The sequence below is a fragment of the Enterococcus mundtii genome (genome assembly GCF_002813755.1).
Classification (GTDB): Bacteria; Bacillota; Bacilli; order Lactobacillales; family Enterococcaceae; genus Enterococcus_B; species Enterococcus_B mundtii.
Map to the genome: position 1 here is coordinate 172,747 of NZ_CP018061.1, position 18,596 is coordinate 191,342.

The 18,596-nt window shown below is 38.7% G+C and carries 14 protein-coding genes and 1 pseudogene; 7 read left to right on the plus strand and 8 right to left on the minus strand.

The genetic code is table 11. The features are described 5' to 3' along the window. Positions 1-419: 419 nt before the first annotated feature. The 4 genes from EM4838_RS00850 to EM4838_RS00865 all read right to left on the minus strand — a co-directional run bounded on the left by EM4838_RS00850 (position 420) and on the right by EM4838_RS00865 (position 5,456). Entirely contained in the window at positions 420-1,436 is a 1,017-nt protein-coding gene (locus EM4838_RS00850) for a LacI family DNA-binding transcriptional regulator (protein WP_023519060.1), read from the minus strand. 64 nt (positions 1,437-1,500) lie between these two features. Then, the gene (locus EM4838_RS00855; protein WP_010736388.1) at positions 1,501-2,511 is read right to left on the minus strand and encodes an aldose epimerase family protein; all 1,011 of its coding nucleotides are present in this window, start codon (positions 2,509-2,511) and stop codon (positions 1,501-1,503) included. After that, entirely contained in the window at positions 2,504-3,169 is a 666-nt protein-coding gene (gene pgmB, locus EM4838_RS00860; RefSeq protein WP_010736387.1) for a beta-phosphoglucomutase, read from the minus strand. The genes EM4838_RS00855 and pgmB overlap by 8 nt, the downstream gene beginning before the upstream one ends. Beyond that, complete coding sequence (locus tag EM4838_RS00865) at positions 3,162-5,456, minus strand: glycoside hydrolase family 65 protein (RefSeq protein ID WP_071866598.1); 2,295 nt, start codon at positions 5,454-5,456, stop codon at positions 3,162-3,164. Before EM4838_RS00865 ends, pgmB begins: the two co-directional genes overlap by 8 nt. A 284-nt stretch (positions 5,457-5,740) precedes the next feature. Between EM4838_RS00865 and EM4838_RS00870 the strand changes: the two genes are divergently transcribed. Together EM4838_RS00870 and EM4838_RS00875 are read left to right on the plus strand one after the other, a co-directional pair. Beyond that, complete coding sequence (locus EM4838_RS00870) at positions 5,741-7,903, plus strand: PTS transporter subunit IIBC (RefSeq protein WP_071866599.1); 2,163 nt, start codon at positions 5,741-5,743, stop codon at positions 7,901-7,903. A gap of 128 nt (positions 7,904-8,031) precedes the next feature. Beyond that, entirely contained in the window at positions 8,032-8,862 is an 831-nt protein-coding gene (locus tag EM4838_RS00875) for an endonuclease/exonuclease/phosphatase family protein (protein WP_071866600.1), read from the plus strand. Positions 8,863-9,155: 293 nt separating this feature from the next. Here the strand turns inward: EM4838_RS00875 and EM4838_RS00880 are convergent, their stop codons facing one another. Together EM4838_RS00880 and EM4838_RS00885 are read right to left on the minus strand one after the other, a co-directional pair. Further along, positions 9,156-10,835 (minus strand): hypothetical protein, encoded by a 1,680-nt coding sequence (locus tag EM4838_RS00880; protein ID WP_023519064.1) that lies wholly within the window; start codon positions 10,833-10,835, stop codon positions 9,156-9,158. A gap of 264 nt (positions 10,836-11,099) precedes the next feature. Further along, complete coding sequence (locus tag EM4838_RS00885) at positions 11,100-11,633, minus strand: phenolic acid decarboxylase (protein WP_023519065.1); 534 nt, start codon at positions 11,631-11,633, stop codon at positions 11,100-11,102. Positions 11,634-11,736: 103 nt separating this feature from the next. Here EM4838_RS00885 and EM4838_RS00890 point away from each other — a divergent pair, with 103 nt between their 5' ends. Continuing rightward, positions 11,737-12,285 carry a PadR family transcriptional regulator gene (locus tag EM4838_RS00890; protein ID WP_010736381.1) on the plus strand — a complete coding sequence of 183 codons (549 nt, stop codon included), beginning with the start codon at positions 11,737-11,739 and terminating at the stop codon, positions 12,283-12,285. Between the two features lie 187 nt (positions 12,286-12,472). Here the strand turns inward: EM4838_RS00890 and EM4838_RS00895 are convergent, their stop codons facing one another. Then, positions 12,473-12,940 (minus strand): MerR family transcriptional regulator, encoded by a 468-nt coding sequence (locus tag EM4838_RS00895; RefSeq protein WP_010736380.1) that lies wholly within the window; start codon positions 12,938-12,940, stop codon positions 12,473-12,475. Positions 12,941-13,074: 134 nt separating this feature from the next. Here EM4838_RS00895 and EM4838_RS00900 point away from each other — a divergent pair, with 134 nt between their 5' ends. From EM4838_RS00900 to EM4838_RS00915, 4 genes and pseudogenes are all read left to right on the plus strand, one after another. Then, entirely contained in the window at positions 13,075-14,547 is a 1,473-nt protein-coding gene (locus EM4838_RS00900; protein ID WP_019723916.1) for an MDR family MFS transporter, read from the plus strand. Further along, complete coding sequence (locus EM4838_RS00905; protein ID WP_023519066.1) at positions 14,544-15,251, plus strand: DUF4811 domain-containing protein; 708 nt, start codon at positions 14,544-14,546, stop codon at positions 15,249-15,251. The genes EM4838_RS00900 and EM4838_RS00905 overlap by 4 nt, the downstream gene beginning before the upstream one ends. A 155-nt stretch (positions 15,252-15,406) precedes the next feature. Beyond that, positions 15,407-15,638 (plus strand): annotated as a pseudogene (gene mazE / locus EM4838_RS00910) (type II toxin-antitoxin system PemI/MazE family antitoxin). Beyond that, on the plus strand, positions 15,628-15,993 hold the full coding sequence (locus EM4838_RS00915) for a type II toxin-antitoxin system PemK/MazF family toxin (protein ID WP_010736376.1): 366 nt from the start codon (positions 15,628-15,630) through the stop codon (positions 15,991-15,993). Before mazE ends, EM4838_RS00915 begins: the two are co-directional and overlap by 11 nt. A gap of 184 nt (positions 15,994-16,177) precedes the next feature. Here the strand turns inward: EM4838_RS00915 and EM4838_RS00920 are convergent, their stop codons facing one another. Further along, positions 16,178-18,514, minus strand: coding sequence for an ABC transporter ATP-binding protein/permease (locus EM4838_RS00920; RefSeq protein ID WP_023519067.1), 2,337 nt, complete (start codon positions 18,512-18,514; stop codon positions 16,178-16,180). Positions 18,515-18,596 lie beyond the last annotated feature (82 nt).

The following is an 18,596-nucleotide window of genomic DNA, read 5'->3' on the forward strand; positions in this document are numbered from 1 at the left end:
AATTTTTGGGGTTTCACGCTTATTTCTGAAGGAGTTACTTCTGGAACACCGTTTATTCGGTTCTAGGGGATGCAAGATAACTCATATCCTGGGCTCGTTGTTTTTCTTAAAAAATCAAGAGCAAAAAATAGAGCCGTCTCAACTTTTGGCGAAGTAGACGTGCTCTAATGCTCTATCGATGCTATCTGCTTTGAACGGACTACATGGGGCATGTTAATGCATGCCTCTTTAACCACATTTTAAGAGATTTTTAGAAAGAATAGAAGAGATTTCTTTTTTTGCTTATTTCTAGTTAAATACAAATGTGGACTTATCGTTAGTGGATCAGTTGATTACTAGTAAAATAAATAGCAAAGTATCTTTTGTCCGAAGACAAGATGCTTTGCTATTTTTGTTTGATTTGCCTAGGAATGGATGCCCTATTCTTCTTTCAATGGAACGACCGTTTCGCGTTTGATCAAACGATGGGGGATCACTAAACGTACACCATTGCTAACTTCTTCATGGATCAGTTCTTGTAATTTTTGCATCGCGACTCGACCTAACTCAGAGATATCGATGTCGATACTTGTTAAGTAAGGATGCATCAATGTAGAAAAAATCGAGTTATTGAAGCTGATCATCGAAAGGGTTTCCGGGATGATATAGCCATACATTTGGGCGAGTTGCATCGTGCGTAAAGCAAAAATATCATCGATAACAACTAGCGCTGTCGCTTCAGCTTTTTTTAAGATCGTGTCAAAATCCAAGTAATCTTCAGCCTGTTCCAAGGTCACACTTGGATGGGCGTTCAGTCCTGCTAACATCATCGCTTTTTGATAACCGAAATAGCGTTCAAAGTATAAACTTTCATGTGTTGTATTGGTCACGAAAAGAATATTTTTATGGCCATTATCGATCAAAAATTCGGTGGCTTGCTTTCCTAACAGTTGATTGTCGTTATCAATGTAGATGATTTCGTTCTCATGATGGTATGGTTGTCCGATCAGTGTGAACGGAATCTGTTGTTCATAAAGATAATCGATGACTGGATCGTCACTATCGGAGTAGACTAGGATAAAACCATCAACTTGTTTTTGTAAATGCATCCGCTGAACGTTCTCTAATAAGACGTCGAAACTTTTTGCGGTAGCAATAGCTGTTGTCACACCGTGATGTCGTGCTTCTTCGTTGATTGCTTCCATGATTTCTAAATAAAACGGGTTGCCAAGACGCTCTTTGGAATCGAGTGGTGGAAGAATGACACCTACAGCGCTTGATACACGTTTACCAAGATTTCTCGCTGTGATATTGGGGACATATCCTAGTTCATCCATGATTTTTCGTACTTTCTTTTTCGTTGTTTCGGAAATACTTGGATGGTCGTTGATCACGCGAGAAACAGTAGATGTCGCTACGCCTGCTTTTTTTGCAACATCTTTCACTGTAATTGCCATAAGTTAAATCACCTTTCTTTTTCATCGTCCATCGTCTTGTTGAAACCAAGTTAAATAAAACTGGTTAAGTGAATGTACTAAATTCATAAGTTGTTTGGCTGACACGTTCTTGTCCAGGGCGTAGCGTAATCGAGCCAAACTCCGGGAAATGAACGATATCTGGTATTTCTTGTGGTTCGATCGCTAAGCCAAAATGAGAATGCATGTTTTGACCGTTGATCTGTAAATCTGCATCGAACCCAGTTGTAGAAAATAATACCATACTTTTGTTCGTAGTTGCTATATTCATTTGGCGACCGGAAGCTTCTTCTGATAAAGTTAAGCTATTTTTGGTGAGTTTAGGCGTATTTAATAAAAAAACGTCATCAAGACCTGAAGGATACTTGGATAAAATCTCTGTCAGTGTATTTGGTTCTTGAAAATTGATGGGTAAGTCCGCTTTGTCTAGTGTTTCCCCTGTAGGTAATTTGTCATGATCCAAAAGTAACAAGCTATCTAATTGAATCTGGAGTTGATGGGAATCAATATCACGTTTTCCATTTCCAGATAGATTGAAATAGGCATGGTTTGTCGGGTTGCAAATCGTTTCTACTACACTGTTAGCTTTAGTGATCATCACTAGTCTATTTCCTTCTAATTGATAGGTCACAGTCGCGGTGATTGGTCCAGGATAACCTGAAAATGTATCTTTTAAATAAAAGACGACACCCACTGCTTGAGGTGATTTGAATACTTCTACCTCCCAAAACTGAAAGGACCAGCCGTTTGTTCCGCCGTGGATATGATGGTTGCCATTATTTTTTTCTAGTTGGTGAGGGCCCCATTCACCATTTCTGATCCTACCTGCCACTGGACCAACCGTTGCACCGAAAAAACTATAATCAGATAAAACATCTTGAAGATTGTCGTAAGAGAGTAAGATATTTTCCATTTGTCCAAATCTATCTGCTGTGAATATTTGATGCAAGCGAGCGCCATAATTGAGAAGAACGACTTCTAGCTCGTCGTTCTTCAATGTGATTTTTTTTAGATTTGTTTGTTTGATGGGGAGGACAGAGATGCTTGGTTCAGACATCTTTGCGCCAAACGTGTTGTAGATAGTCGAGTGTTAACGAAGACGTATCAGCGACGATCGGAATGTCCTCCCCAAGATCTTCCTTGCGTCCAACTCCTACAGGATAAGCACCACTTGCGATGATCGCTTGGATGCCTGCTTTTGCATCTTCAATACCTAAACAATCAGTCGCCTCGAATCCGATTTCTTTGGCTGCTAATAAAAAGATATCAGGGGCGGGTTTGCCACTTGCTACTTTGCTAGGATCAGCAATCGCATCAAAGTAATCTGTTAGTTGCATTTTATCTAGTAATAATGGTCCGTTTTTACTAGCAGAAGCCAAGGCGATCTTGATGCCAGCTTTCTTTAATTCTGTTAATAAAGGAACAATACCCGGAAATACGTCTGTTGGCGTGATTTCTTGGATCATTTCTAGATAATACTCATTTTTACGTTTAGCTAAAGCAGCGAATTCTTCGTTTGAAAAGTCATTTTCTTTCTTGCCATAAGCAAGAAGCAATGTTAATGAATCTTCTCGGCTGACTCCTTTTAATTGTTCGTTGAAATTTCGGTCGATTGAAATCCCGATTTCTTCACCAAGTTTTTTCCAGGCGCGATAATGGAATTCTGCTGTGTCGGTGATGACACCGTCTAAATCAAATAGGACACCTTTAAACATGTGCATCGTCCTTTCTTAATGGAATCGTCAATTGATCTGTTAGCTCTTGTGCTTGTCCATACACAGTCAATTCCAGTGCCTCACCATTCAGTAATGTAAAGGTGACTTGTTCATCAGAAACAGCGATGAAAATCAAGCGACCGCGGTAATTGATATGGAAAGAATAGGCATTCCATGTGTTTGGTAAAAATGGTGCAAAAGATAATTCGCCATGGGCGGTTTTCATTTGTGCAAAACCTTGAACGATCGCTAGCCAACTACCTGTCATTGACGTGATGTGCAAACCATCTTCCGTATCATTGTTATAGTTATCCAAATCTAAGCGAGCAGTACGTTGGTACATTTCGACCGCTTTTTCTTCCAAGCCAAGTTCAGCAGCTAAAATCGCGTGGATACTTGGAGAAAGAGAAGATTCGTGAACGGTCATCGGCTCATAGAAATCAAAGTTCCGCTGTTTTTCTTCTTTGGTAAATTCTTCATTGAAGAAATAGATGCCTTGTAACACATCCGCTTGTTTAATGAAGCAAGAACGCAAGATCTTATCCCAAGACCATTTTTGGTTCAATGGCAATTCGCTAAGTGGTAAATCCGAAACTGGCATCAAATCTTTGTCTAGGAATGTATCATGTTGGACAAAAATTCCTTGTTCCTCATCGATCGGGTAGTACATGTTTTCGACAATATCTGCCCATTTTGCTAATTCTTCTTCGCTGATTTCAATTGTTGTTTCTTCTTTGAACGCTAAATAATTTTCACGAGTATAACGAAGGACCCAAGCAGCAATCGTGTTCGTGTACCAATTGTTATTGATATTGTTTTCGTATTCATTCGGACCAGTCACGCCGTGGATCATATATTTGTTTTGACGTTTGGAGTAATGGACACGATCCGCCCAGAAACGAGCAATCTCAGCCAATACTTCAAGTCCTTCATTTTTCAGATAAGAGGTATCGCCGGTATAATTTGTATAATTGTAGATCGCGTAAGCAATCGCACCGTTACGATGGATCTCTTCAAAGGTGATTTCCCACTCATTGTGGCACTCGACACCTGTAAAGGTCACCATTGGATAAAGCGCGCCTTTCAATCCTTGTTGTTGGGCATTGTGGATGGCTTGTGGTAACTGATTGTGACGGTATTTCAATAAATTTTTTGTGACTTCTGGGTCAGCTAATGCTAGATATAATGGCACGGCGTAAGCTTCTGTGTCCCAGTATGTCGCACCACCGTATTTTTCGCCAGTGAAGCCTTTTGGTCCAATGTTCAACCGTTCGTCTTCTCCGTAATAAGTAGAGAACAATTGGAAAAGATTGAAACGGATGCCTTGTTGCGCTTCATCGTCGCCTTCGATCACTACGTCAGCCAATTCCCAACGTTTTGCCCAAGCAGTCGTTTGTTCTTTTTTGGCTTCATCATAATGAGTAGTTAACTGATCAAATTCATCCATAAGTGTTGCCACTTGTTGTGCTTCAGGGATATCACGACTTGTCAAAATCAAGACTTCTTTATCCACGACCACAGGATCATTTGGTGTTAGATCATACGAGAATACACCTTGTAACGCTAATATTTGTTCTTCAAATATAGGTGTTGTTTCTTTGCCGTTGATAAAATGACGCATGCCTGCAGTGACGGTGAATTGCTCAATGTCAAATGCATTAGGAATGGTCTTCGTTGTCAAATAACCGATCGAGTCTTTTGTGCCACGGTCGGTCTGATTCCAGAAATGCTCATCGTAGTTACTATCTTCATTTTGGACATTTCCATCCAGTTTCGAAACAAATTTTACAGTGGCAGAGCCGGCGATCAATTCAACCTTTACACGAATATAAGCCGCTTCGCTTTTAACAATACTCAAGAAACGTTCAAATGAGAAACGGACTTTATTTGTAGCTGTCGTAATCGTAAACTGACGAGACAAGACCCCGTTTTTCATATCTAATTCCCAAGAGAAATCTTCTGGATCTAGTGAAGCTAAGTCAATCAATTGGTCGTTGATGTAAATATCCATTGCAATAAAGTTGACTGCATTGATGACTTTTCCAAAGTATTCAGGATAGCCGTTTTTCCACCAACCTACACGAGTTTTGTCAGGGTACCAGATACCGGCTAAATAAGTGCCTTGGTGATGATCGCCAGAGTACGTTTCTTCGAAGTTTCCACGCATTCCCATGTAGCCGTTCCCAATACTTGTCAATGACTCTTGTAAACGTAAGTTTTCTTTATCTAATGTTGTCGTGCTGATTTTCCAAGGGTCGATCTGGAATAAGCGTTTGATTTGTTTCATGATTCTCCTCCTAAATGTTTCATTTCTTAGGTTTATAATAAACGCAACCGGTTGCGTCAGTCAATAGTAAACTGATAAATACTCAATCTTTTTTATTGGCGAACACTTCGCAAGGGGATAGAAAGCATCATTGCCCTAATATTTCTTTATAGTTCTTATTATATTAGCTTTGTCATACTTTTGGATAAAAAAATAAATAAAATAAAAATAAAGCATTTACAAAAAAAGGAATTACCTCTATAATACGGATTAACGAAACCGATTGCGTAAAGGAGAGATAGAAATTGAAGAAAATGTTTAGTTTTGATTTTTGGCAGAAATTTGGAAAGGCTTTAATGGTCGTTGTAGCAGTTATGCCAGCTGCTGGTTTAATGATCAGTATCGGGAAATCGATCCCATTGATCAACCCGAACATGGCAGCACTTGTCACTACGGGTGGCGTTCTTGAAAGTATTGGTTGGGCAATTATTGGGAACTTGCATTTATTATTTGCATTAGCGATAGGTGGTAGTTGGGCAAAAGAACGAGCAGGTGGTGCATTCGCTGCCGGAATCTCGTTTGTTTTGATCAATCGGATCACAGGAGCAATCTTCGGGGTCACAACAGAGATGTTAGCAAACGAAGACGCCTTCACACATACGTTGTTCGGTACACGAATCATGGTGAAAGGATTCTTTACGAGTGTCTTAGAAGCTCCTGCATTGAACATGGGGGTATTCGTAGGGATCATCGCTGGGTTCGTCGGTGCGATGGCTTATAACAAATACTATAACTACCGTAAATTACCAGATGCACTTTCTTTCTTTAATGGGAAACGATTTGTTCCTTTTGTAGTGATTCTTTGGTCAACGATCGTAGCTCTTATTTTGGCAGCAGTTTGGCCAGCTATTCAAGCAGGAATCAACAACTTTGGTTTATGGATTGCACAATCGCAAGATAGCGCACCAATTTTAGCACCATTTTTATATGGAACATTAGAACGGTTATTACTACCTTTTGGTTTACACCACATGTTGACGATTCCAATCAACTATACGCAATTAGGTGGAACATATGAGATTTTATCTGGCGCACAAGCCGGTACACAAGTATTTGGTCAAGATCCACTATGGTTAGCTTGGGCAACTGACTTAGTGAACCTGCGAGGTGCAGGAGACATGGCACAGTATGAATTCGTCTTGAACAATTGGACACCGGCACGTTTCAAAGTCGGTCAAATGATTGGTTCTTCTGGTATTTTGATGGGGATGGCGCTTGCGATGTATCGCAATGTCGATCCAGACAAAAAAGCAAAATACAAATCCATGTATTTCTCAGCTGCTTTAGCTGTCTTTTTAACAGGGGTAACAGAACCACTAGAATTTATGTTTATGTTTGCGGCAGTTCCACTGTATGCAATCTATGCAGTGATCCAAGGAGCAGCTTTTGCGATGGCGGATATCTTACCGTTGCGTGTCCACTCCTTCGGGAATATCGAATTATTGACGCGAACACCATTAGGGATCAAAGCAGGACTTGGCGGCGATTTGATCAACTTCGTCATCTGTGTCATTCTCTTTGGCGTAGTCACTTATTTCTTAGCAAACTTCTTGATCAAGAAATTCAATTTTGCGACACCAGGACGTAACGGGAACTATGATAGTGACAGTGAAGAAACAACCACTGGCACGACAACAGGAGCGGCGGATCAACAAATTATCCAAATCATCCATTTATTAGGTGGAAAAGAAAATATCAAAGACGTGGATGCTTGTATGACGCGTTTACGTGTAACAGTGGCAGATCGAGGTAGAGTTGGTTCAGAAGACGCGTGGAAACGTGCTGGCGCAATGGGCTTGATCGTCAAAGACAATGGTGTCCAAGCAGTTTATGGGCCAAAAGCAGATGTGTTAAAATCAGATATTGAAGATTTGTTGCAATCAGGCGCAGATATTCCTGAACCACAAATCAAAGAAGTCGTGATGGAAAAAGAAACAGCGACAGCAGCATTAGGGATCGAAAAAGAATTGTACGCAGTAGCCAAAGGAGAAGTGATTGCTTTAGCAGCGGTCAATGATCCAGTATTCTCACAAAAAATGATGGGTGACGGTTTTGCAGTCATTCCTGAAACAGATACGATCACTGCTCCAGTAGCGGGTAAAATCGTTAGCGTATTCCCAACGAAACACGCCATCGGGATGGAAACAGCTGAAGGCGCAGAAGTACTGATCCACATGGGAATCGATACTGTCCAAATGGCGCAACCCGCATTTGAAGTATCTGTGAAAGAAGGACAAGAAGTCACACCAGGCATGCCGATTGCACGCATGGATCTTGCAAAAGTCAAAGAACAAGGAAAAGATACAACGATCATGGTTGTTTTCACGGATGATAAAGTGAAAGAAATTGCGATCACTACACTTGGTTCTGTTGAAATGGGTACAGAAATCGGAAAAATCAAGCTATAATAAATAAAAGAAGTGATCAGAGATTGTGACGAAAAAGCGAGACGATTGAGGAGAGATTTCTTCAATAATCAGCGCTGACGTAACAGTCTCTGATTTTTATGTAAAAATAGAAAAGAGGTTCCAAAAAAATGAAAATAATGACGTTGAATACACATAGTTGGTTGGAAGAAGAACCAGTAACTAAACTACAAGACCTTGTAGACAAGATTTTAACTGAGCGCTATGATGTCATTGCTTTGCAAGAGGTCAATCAACTGATTGAAACAAAGATCGTAAATGAACAAGAGCTAGTCGGTTTTTGTCCAGTAACGAATCAGACCCCAATCCACAAAGATAATTTCGCTTATTGCTTGATCCGACGACTGGCAGAAGCAGGAGAATCCTATTTTTGGAGTTGGGAAATGAGTCATATTGGTTATGACAAGTATGAAGAAGGAAACGCTATTTTATCAAAGGCTCCTTTGGATAGTCGGGCATACATAGTGTCTGAAACAAAAGAAAAAGAAAACTACCGTACCCGCATGGTCCTTGTTGCCAAAACAGTTATTGACAATCAACCAATCGTTGTCGCAAGCTGTCATTTCTCTTGGTGGTCAGATATAGAAACGGGCTTTGCCTACGAGTGGCAATTCTTACAGAAAGAACTCCTAACTTATCAAATACCTTGCTTGTTGATGGGTGATTTTAATAATCCAGTAGGTGAGGAAGGGTATCGCTTAGTTAATGAAGATAACCAATTGAACATCAAAGATTCATATGTTTTAGCCGAACAAAAATCTGAAGAAGCCACGATCGAGAAAAAAATCGATGGCTGGGAAAACAATACAGAAGCACTGCGAATCGACTATATTTTCGTTCCGACTGATAGTAAAGTCAGTACGTATACGCGCGTCTTTGATGGGACGAATGGCCCGGTCGTTAGTGATCATTTTGGAGTGTCTGTAGAAATGGATCTATAAGATAGGTGCTTTTTGCCGTAGTTGGATTCACTCAAATAAGTTTGATGAGGAGAAAGATTGGATTGATCAAGATAAAGCGAACGAATAAGAGCTGACAAGTCATAGGATTTTTCAAACCCACTTACTTACGTTTCATATAACGATTAACCAAGAGAATGTCTGCTGAGAAAGGATAAATTATCTACTCTCAAATTTTTAAGAATAAGCGAGGCTATGACAGTCAATCTGTCATAGCCTCGTTTATTCTTATACATATATGATAGATGTTACGTATAATCTAAAAAAATGATAGCCTAGCTGATTTTCACATTTTTTTCTTTTCTAAAATTAAACTTTTGTGAAAGATAGATGCCTAAAAAGGATAGCCAACCGGCAATAGTCGCAGCAACAACGAAGTAGAAATAGACGGGAAGGTCGTAATAGAGAATGATCTCGTTGATGCCATTATGCTGTTTGACGATCGGTGTACCGATATCGGTCAATTCAAAATCCGTCAATTTCTGTCCATTTTGCATCAAGACGGTTCGATCATACACGATAACTGGCACATGAACAGTCGGTTCACCGGTATTTTTCCATTTGATACTCAACCGACCATCAGGATGTGATTTGATGAATGTTGTTTCATTTTCCAGGATTTCTTCATTGTATCGATCGTATTTATTTGCCTTTGTTTGTTTATAGATCGGCAAATAATCTGGCGTAGTTTTCTGGAAAACAAATAAACTTTTGGACATATCACGACTGTAGAAAGTTTTTCTTGCTTCATCAGGTGTATCGAACAAATACGTATGACGACTGACGAAGGTTTCATCTTCCCATTTATTGAGGTGACGGTATAAGTTTTGGATGGTCTGAACAGAACTGATCAGGATCAGTAAGGTCGCAGCTATCCGTAACCAGGTTTTGTTTTCCCAACGATTGGCGACGATTGCAAAGTAAAGTAAGAAAAGCAAGGTAAATGGGACAAAGAAACGAAATGGAAACTGAATCAAGCTAATAAATGGCACTTCGTTTTCAACTAATGTATTCCAAGGGATCAGGCTGGTTGAAAGTAAGAAGAACACAACACTTGTGCGTAACAAAAGTTTTGGAAACAGTTCTTCTCTTTTTCGGAACAATAAGAAACATAAAAATCCAGCAAATAAAACGACAGGTAGGATTTTCGGATAATTCAACCAGTAACTTCCCTCAAGATTGATTGATTTCTCTGTCATGCGTCGATTGACGAAAGGTGGAAGAATCTCATTCCCACTGTAAACCATCGCCATACCTACCCAGATGTTTGCCGTTAGGATAAAGTAAAGCAAAATTGATTTCCCTAATTGTAAAAGAGCTTTTCCCTTGTTGGTTTGTGTGAAGAAATAATACCCATAAAAAGGAATATACATCAATACTAGCATCACAGAAGATAGCAGATGGATCTGCGTCATCAATGCAATCGCTGCAGTTACTTTAAGTACAGGGAATTTTTTATGCACGATGAAATCAACGAGCGGGATCATACATAAAGGATAAAATACTGTTCCCCAGCTCGTAAAACCTTGATTAACAGCCCAATATTGGATCGAATAGGTCGTCATGAACAGGACTGAAACCGGTACACTTACCCATTCACGTACTTTTACATAACGCAACAAAGTCAACATGGACCAACCTGCGATAAGGAAGAGGATAAAATTCGATAAAATCTGGTAATGATACCAACTTCTAGCAACGAGTACGATCAACCCTTGAAAGTATGAGAATAAGGGACCGTAGATTGCATTGACGATCCGACCGCTTTGTTGAAAGCCATACATCGATGGGAAGTAGTGTAAGTCTCCGTGAATAATTTGTTGGGCTGCATCATAAAAACGATTGTAATGAAATGGCGCATCAGCCCCGATGATCAATTTGTGTGATAATATATTTGGCAATACGAAAATAATTGCGAAAATAAAAATCAAAAAATATGGTCTATATTTTTTCAACTGTTTGGCTCCTTTTCATATAATAACTAAACTTATCATAAAGGTTAATGAAAAGAGAGGCAAGGAATTAGAAAAAAATTGAAAATAACATGAAATTATTTATGTAAATCATAAAGAAATCAATTGGAAAAGTTAAATGACCACATTTATTTACAATAAAATAAAGGGTAGAAACAAAAGCCTCCGTTTATAATGATCAAAAAGCCACTGGTCTTCATCAATTGAAGGAGTGGCTTTTGATTTTATACGAGTGAGGTAGAGTGATTATTTATTGATACGACGGTAGTTTTCATCGAAGTAACGACCTTCACGAATGTCTTTTGGCATTCCTTCATAAGGTTCTTCGCTAATTACATCTTCATTATCAACACCCGCATCACCCATATAAGTAATTGTCGCAAATTCTGGAACGACTAGTTTTGGATATGTTTCATATTTTTCACGAGCAGCTTCCATTTCCGCAATATGTTCGTTTTGGAAAGTGACAGTGATCTCTGGATGTTCTTCGACCCATTTAGGGAAGAAAATCGTGCCATGGAGTTTTTTCTCATTTGGCATAAAGTCTAAAGCAACGTCTGTACCAGTTGGTTCAGTCCAAGTGATTTTAAAAACACCATCTGTTAATTTTACAATATCTGCTTCTTGATCTTTGACCCAACGCCCTTTGACCATTCCGCCATGAATACGATAGTCAACGGTGTGGTCATTTTTTGCATACCATTCATATTCCCAACCATTATCATACGTATAGATAAAGTGAGTTCCAATAAAATCTTCTAAGTTTTTGAATTGTTTCATGTAAAACATCTCCCTTTAAATTAAAACATGTAATAATTTACATGTTTTTGATTACGTGATTATGATAGAATGATTTTGAGAGAATGTCAAGGAGGAAATTTTGATGGCTAGAAAAAATACATTACGCTATATATTACTGGGATTACTGAGCAAAAAAAATCAAACGGGGTATGAATTGAATCAAGCATTCAAAAATGAAATCGGTGAATTCTGGCAGGCAAAGCATAGTCAGATCTATCCTGAACTGGCCAAAATGGAAGAACTAGGAATCATCAAACATGAAGTAGGAATCACTGGAGTCAAGCTAGAAAAGAAAATTTATCAGCTGACTGAAGAAGGGCGTGTTTTGTTAAACGAATGGATCCATACCTCGCCAAATGAACTTCCAGTCAATCGAGACGAATTTGTCTTGAAACTTTATTTTGTGAAAGATATCAATGATCCAACATGGATTGAGATTCTTGAACAGCAAAAGGAGCTTCATGAAGAAAAAAGACAGCATTTATTCGCCCGACAACAAGTGATTTTCCCGACAGAAAAAGACCAACATGAAAATTATGGCCATTATCTGATCTTGTCTCACGCAATCAATCGAGAAACCGAATATATCAATTGGTTGACACAAGTATTGGAACAAGAAATAAGAAAATAAATGGAAAGTTTATGACAAACAACTTAAAAAGGCGACAACCACAAAAATTTGAAAAACAATTTTCGTGGATGGCGCCTTATTTCTCGAGGCTGAACACTTCTGTCTAGACCTCGTGGTGGCTTTTTTATTTAACTGTAGCAAGTCGGCTACAAGTTCTAATGGAGTAAAAAAAAACTGCGATCTTTTCTTATTTTTCCAGTACTTTTTTAGGATCGATCGTTTCATCTGCTGGAAGGATCTTATAAGATAGTTCATCCGTTTCTTCGTCATGAATAATACATAGCTGTTCCAGATCATTGAAGTCGCCAATTAAAAGGAGTGTATAACGTTCATCAATCAATTGGATGTCTTTGATGGACTTTGAGAAAACTTTTCGGACATGGTGCATTTTGTTTAAACGTTCCTGAGCTTTTTCAGCGGCTTTGGTCAACGTGTACCCTTCATCTAAAAATTTCTTGATGATCTCAACTTTGACCACTGTCGGTAATCGGTATTTTCTTGAACAATTCGCGTCAGCAGTAACGGATTGGATAAAGCCTTTTTGTTCCCAGTATCTCAATTGTCGTGGTGAAACTCCGACGATCTCACTCAATTCACTAATGCCTACTAATAAATGGTCATTTTCCAATAATTGTTTAAGTGAAGCTCCCACCATTCGTCACACTCCTTTGTTGGTCGTTCCCTTAATTATACTTTTGTTGACTATCATGTCAAGTAGGTTGACAAAAGTTAAAAATAGGAATAAAGTATCTTAGTGGTTTCAGAAAACATTCAGAAAGAAGGAGAAATATGAGTAAGAATCAACCCGTAGATATTTACGGAAAACCATATAATCGTACACTATTAGTTGTCGTGTTATTGATTGGGACATTTTGTACGGTCTTGAATCAGACCTTATTGACAACTGCTTTTCCAGCATTGATGAAAGCTTTTGATATTTCAGCTTCTGATGTGCAATGGTTGACAACAGGCTTTTTACTAGTGAACGGGATCATGATTCCGATTACTGCTTGGTTGATCAATAAATTTAGTTCTAGAAAATTATATCTGTCAGCTATGACGATTTTTTTGATTGGAACGATTACCTGTTTTACTGCTCCTAACTTTAGTACGCTACTGATTGGACGTTTGATCCAAGCGTGTGGTGTAGGGGTATCTATGCCATTATTGCAAAATATCATGCTATCGATCTTCCCACCAGAAAAAAGAGGTTCTGCTATGGGAATGTCTGGGATCGTTATCGGATTAGCCCCAGCATTAGGCCCAACACTATCTGGTTATATCATTGATAACTATCATTGGCGCGATTTATTTGGAATGGTTATTCCCATCGTCGTTCTTGTTTTAGTACTTGCGTTCTTTTTGATGAAGAGTGTGATTCCTTTATCCAATCCAAGTATCGATATTTTCTCTGCCATTCTTTCAACAATTGGATTTGGTAGTTTGCTATACGGATTTTCAAGCGTAGGAGACGCCGGTTGGGGAAGTACGAAAGTAATCAGCTTCTTGATCGTTGGTGTGATTTTCATCGCCGCATTTGCTTGGCGTCAATTACATTTAGAACATCCATTCTTAGAGTTGCGCGTTTTTAAATCACCAACCTTTACGATTGCAGCGATTTTAGCTGGCGTAACGAATATGGCGATGGTCGGTGCGGAAATGGTTGTGCCATTGTATATTCAAAATATTCGTGGAGAATCGGCATTCCACTCTGGCTTGATGTTGCTTCCTGGTGCATTGATCATGGGTGCCATGATGCCGATCACTGGTGCGATTTTTGATAAACACGGGGCAAAACGTCTTGCGATTGTTGGGATGTTCATCCTAACAGCAGCTACAGCACCTTTTGCCTTCTTGACTGAAACGACACCTGTTTTGTATATCGTCATTCTTTATGCGATCCGAATGTTTGGGATCTCGATGGTCATGATGCCGGTGACAACATCAGGAATGAATGCTTTACCTAACAACTTGATCAGCCACGGAACAGCAGTGAACAATACCTTCCGCCAAATTGCAAGTTCAATCGGAACTGCGATTTTGATCAGTGTGTTGACAAATGTTACGAAAGACAATCTACCAACGGATGCTGTGTTGAAAAGTACACCTTTAGCCTATAAAGATCAAGCAATCAACGCGACTTTATCTGGTTACCATGCAGCCTTCTTTGTCGCAATCATATTCGGCTTGATCGGCTTTGCGATTGCTTTCTTCTTAAAAAGAAAAGAACCAGTAGTGGTGGAAGTGGGGGATAACGCATGATTATTTTCGTATTGATTGCCAGTGTCATTGCTTTTGCTTTGACGAATGTGTTTGCCAAAAAAATGTGGCAAACACTTCTTTCACTCGTCTTTGGCTTACTGTTTGTTCTCTCGTTAGGACTGATCGTAGAAAATATCACGAATCATTTTGGGATGGAAGAAGTGACAGAAACAAAAACGACTCCGCTCGTTTCCAGTGCGGATCAGTCAGATGTAAATATGTTGCTTTATCAGTCACTAGGAGATGGGACAGAAAAAGTCTACTTATATCGAACAGATGACAAGCAAAAAGAACCAAAAGCTACTGGCACAAAAAATGAAACAAATAAGGTTCAACAAACGGATGGCAAAGCAGAAAAAGTCAGTGAAACAACTTATTGGGTTTATAAAAATGACCAATACAAATTCTGGTTTAACTTAGCGGATAATAACCATGAATATGAACGCCGGGTCAATACGTTCAAACTTCCGAATGATTGGATCGAATTAAGTACTGACCAAGCTTCTGAGTTGGCAAAACGTGTCGAAGAACAAAAAAGCACGATGGAAGCCGATGCACAAAAATTTGTCAAAGAAGGCTTGATGAAAGCCATTGCCCAAAATCCAGCGATGTCTCAAGAAGAACAACAACAAGTATCAAAAGACTTAGCGACAGCTTATCAAAAACAAGCATTGGCAAAATTAATCGCAGAAGTGAAGAAGTAAATAGTTTAATAATATGATAAAAATAGTGGATGAAGTATTCGACAACATACTTTATCCACTATTTTTTTATGTAAGTAGGAATGAAGAAAAATTAGATTTTTACGTATTTAGAGAGTAGAGGATAGAAAGTTCGTAAAAGAAAGGAGGAATGACTTATGATTTCAACAAAAACAAGAAAACAAGGGAATTCCCTTGTGATTACACTTCCTGCAAAGTTAGGCATAAAAGAAGGTGAAGAATTTAATATTATAAAAAAAGAAAATGGCACGGTTGCTTTAATTCCAAAAGTTGAAGATTTTTTTTGAATCTGCTAAAGAAGGCGAATTTTATTTACCAGAATTAGGGGTTGATTATATGCCACATGGAGGAGAACTAGATGAGCTATAAGCCACGTCAACGAGATATCGTTCTTTTTTACTTTGAACCGTCAAAAGGTTATGAAGTTAAGAAGAGACGACCGGCTTTAATTATGAGTAAGGATGCGTACAATTTAGCAACGAATTTAATTATCGTATGCCCAATTACTACAAGTGATAAAAATAGACCATTTCTTGTGCCTATTCAAAGCGATAAGTTCAAGCTAGATGAAGTAAAGAGAAGCAAAGTAAATACGCTTCAAGTATTCTCTCTTGACTATACCGAAAAAGCTAAAAGAAATGTTAAATACATTGATACATTAGAGGAAGAAGCTTTTTTTGATATTGCACAAAGATTTCTTAAAAATTTTTCTTTCCCTATTTAGAGATCGGGTGGTTGAGAATCAATTTATCTTAGGAAGAATCAACTTATTTCATTTGATATGTAGATATATAGGCCATTTTTAGAAACCGCGAGCTACATAGTACGAACAAAAGAATAAAGCAAAAACACAATTGGTTTTGACAAGTGATATCAAAACCAACTGTGTTTTTTTCTATTATATTTTACTATTCTGCTCTTAAAGCAATCGCTGCATCTTTCTTCGCTGCCATACGAGCTGGGATGTGTCCGCCTAACATCGTTAAGATCGTTGATACAACAATCAAAATCAAGGCGTGTACAGGATTTAGTTGAGCAACATTTTCTAAATCAGTCATATTGTACAAGAGACTATTGATTGGGAAAGTCGCTAGCCAAGCAATCAAGACCCCTAATAAACCAGAAGAAATCCCTAAGATACAAGTCTCTGCATCGAATACCCGCGTGATATCTTTCTTACGCGCACCTAATGCTTTCAAGACACCGATTTCCTTCGTCCGTTCGATCACAGAAGTATAAGTGATGATGCTGATCATGATCATACTTGTTACAAGTGAAATACCAGCAAAAGCAATCAGGACATACGTGATGGCATCCATCAATCCACCAGTCAATTCGGTCATTGTTCCAGCTAAATCAGAATAGATGATTTTATCTTCATCTGATTTTCCTTTGTTGAATTCATCTAAATAGTTTAGAATCTCTTCTTTATCGCCAAAATTATTTGGATAGATCATGATGCTTGAAGGTAAGCTGTCTCCACCTAAATAGCTGATCAGCGTTTGTTTTGCTGAGTCATCTACTTTTTCGGTCGTCAATACGTTCATATCGCTGTCTTTTTGCGCTTGAACGATTTCAGAATTTTTGTTTTCATTGACGATTTCTGTTGTCAATTGGTCGCTGTAAGCAATACCCGGAGATAACAGATTCATCGTAGAAGAAGATTTGACCCGTAGAATACCAGAAATCTTAACCTCTCTGGAGGCATCTTCGTACATCGCTTGGTAATCCGTATTAGGAATGAAGTTTCCTGTCGGTAATTTTGTATAGTACGTATCATTGTTCACTAATTTGAAAGTTGTTCCGACGATCTTGTCAAAATCAAGCGTTTCGCCGTCTTTCACATCAAAGCCTAAATTTTTCAACGCATTGATGTTGGTATTGTTATTACCATCCACGATCAATACGACATCATTTGCAGAGGTCGGATAACTACCAGAAAGTAATGAGTAATTTGATTCTAAGAAATTGTCTTTTTGGTCGTCTAGTTGTGTTGGGAAACTAGAAACACCTACGCCAGTCATGGAAGACATCGCACTTGAGAAGGACAGTGATTCAGTATCTGGGTTTTGATTCGAAAAGCTAACAGGCTGTACTTTGCCGTCAACATCTCTTAATAAATTGATACCAGTCGTGCGGGTAAAACCAATATTATTACTTAAATCAGGATCGATACTCGTTACATAATCAACATATTCTTGGTCAATATTATTCGTATGTTGTGCACGGTCTTCATCGCTGATTTTTGCGGTAACAGTTTTTGTATCTGGATATTCGGCTGTGTTGGAACTCAAGCCATCCGATTCAGAAGGAGGACTAGTGGTGACTTTGGAAATCGTAATTGGAAAACGAGCCATCGTTTCTGACTGTGTTTGATCAATTTGTTTTTGGAATCCTGTAGATAGGGCTAATACGATCGCAATCCCAATAATCCCGATACTTGAAGCAAAGGAAGTCAAAAATGTCCGGCCTTTTTTTGTGCGAATATTATTGAAAGATAATTTTAATGCGGTCCAAAAGCTCATCTTTGTCCGACGTAGATTAAATTGATCATCTTTTGGACGTTCGATATGTGGATTAGAATCAGAAACGATTTTTCCATCTGAGAACTCAATGATCCGATCGGCATATTCATGTGCCAACTCAGGGTTATGTGTGACCATGATCACTAGTTTCTCATTGGATAGTTCTTCAATCAACTTCATGATTTGGACACTTGTTTCTGTGTCTAAAGCACCGGTTGGCTCATCACATAAAAGGATGTCAGGGTCATTGGCTAAAGCACGTGCAATTGCGACACGTTGCATTTGTCCACCAGATAATTGATTGGGTTTTTTGTGCATGTGGTCGGTCAATCCAACACGACGCAATGATTCCTCCGCTTTTTTCCGTTTTTCATCTTTAGAGACACCACTTAATGTCATGCCAAGTTCAACATTTTCAATGATTCCTAAATGCCCGATCAAGTTATAACTTTGGAAAACAAAACCGATGGAATTATTACGATAAGCATCCCAATCGCTGTCTTTAAAATCTTTTGTGGACTTCCCGTTGATGACCATATCGCCAGAGTCATAATTATCCAAGCCGCCGATCACGTTCAACATGGTTGTTTTACCAGATCCACTTGGGCCTAAAATGGCTACAAATTCTTTTTTTCTAAAAGCGACGGATACGCCGTCTAATGCTTTTGTCGTTGTTTCACCAACTTTATAATATTTCTTTATCTCTTTTAATTGTAACATTGTCACCCTTCTTTCCGTTTGAAATATTCGTTATACTAATAAGTATAACAGAACAACGAACGTAGTATAATGAATGAATGTT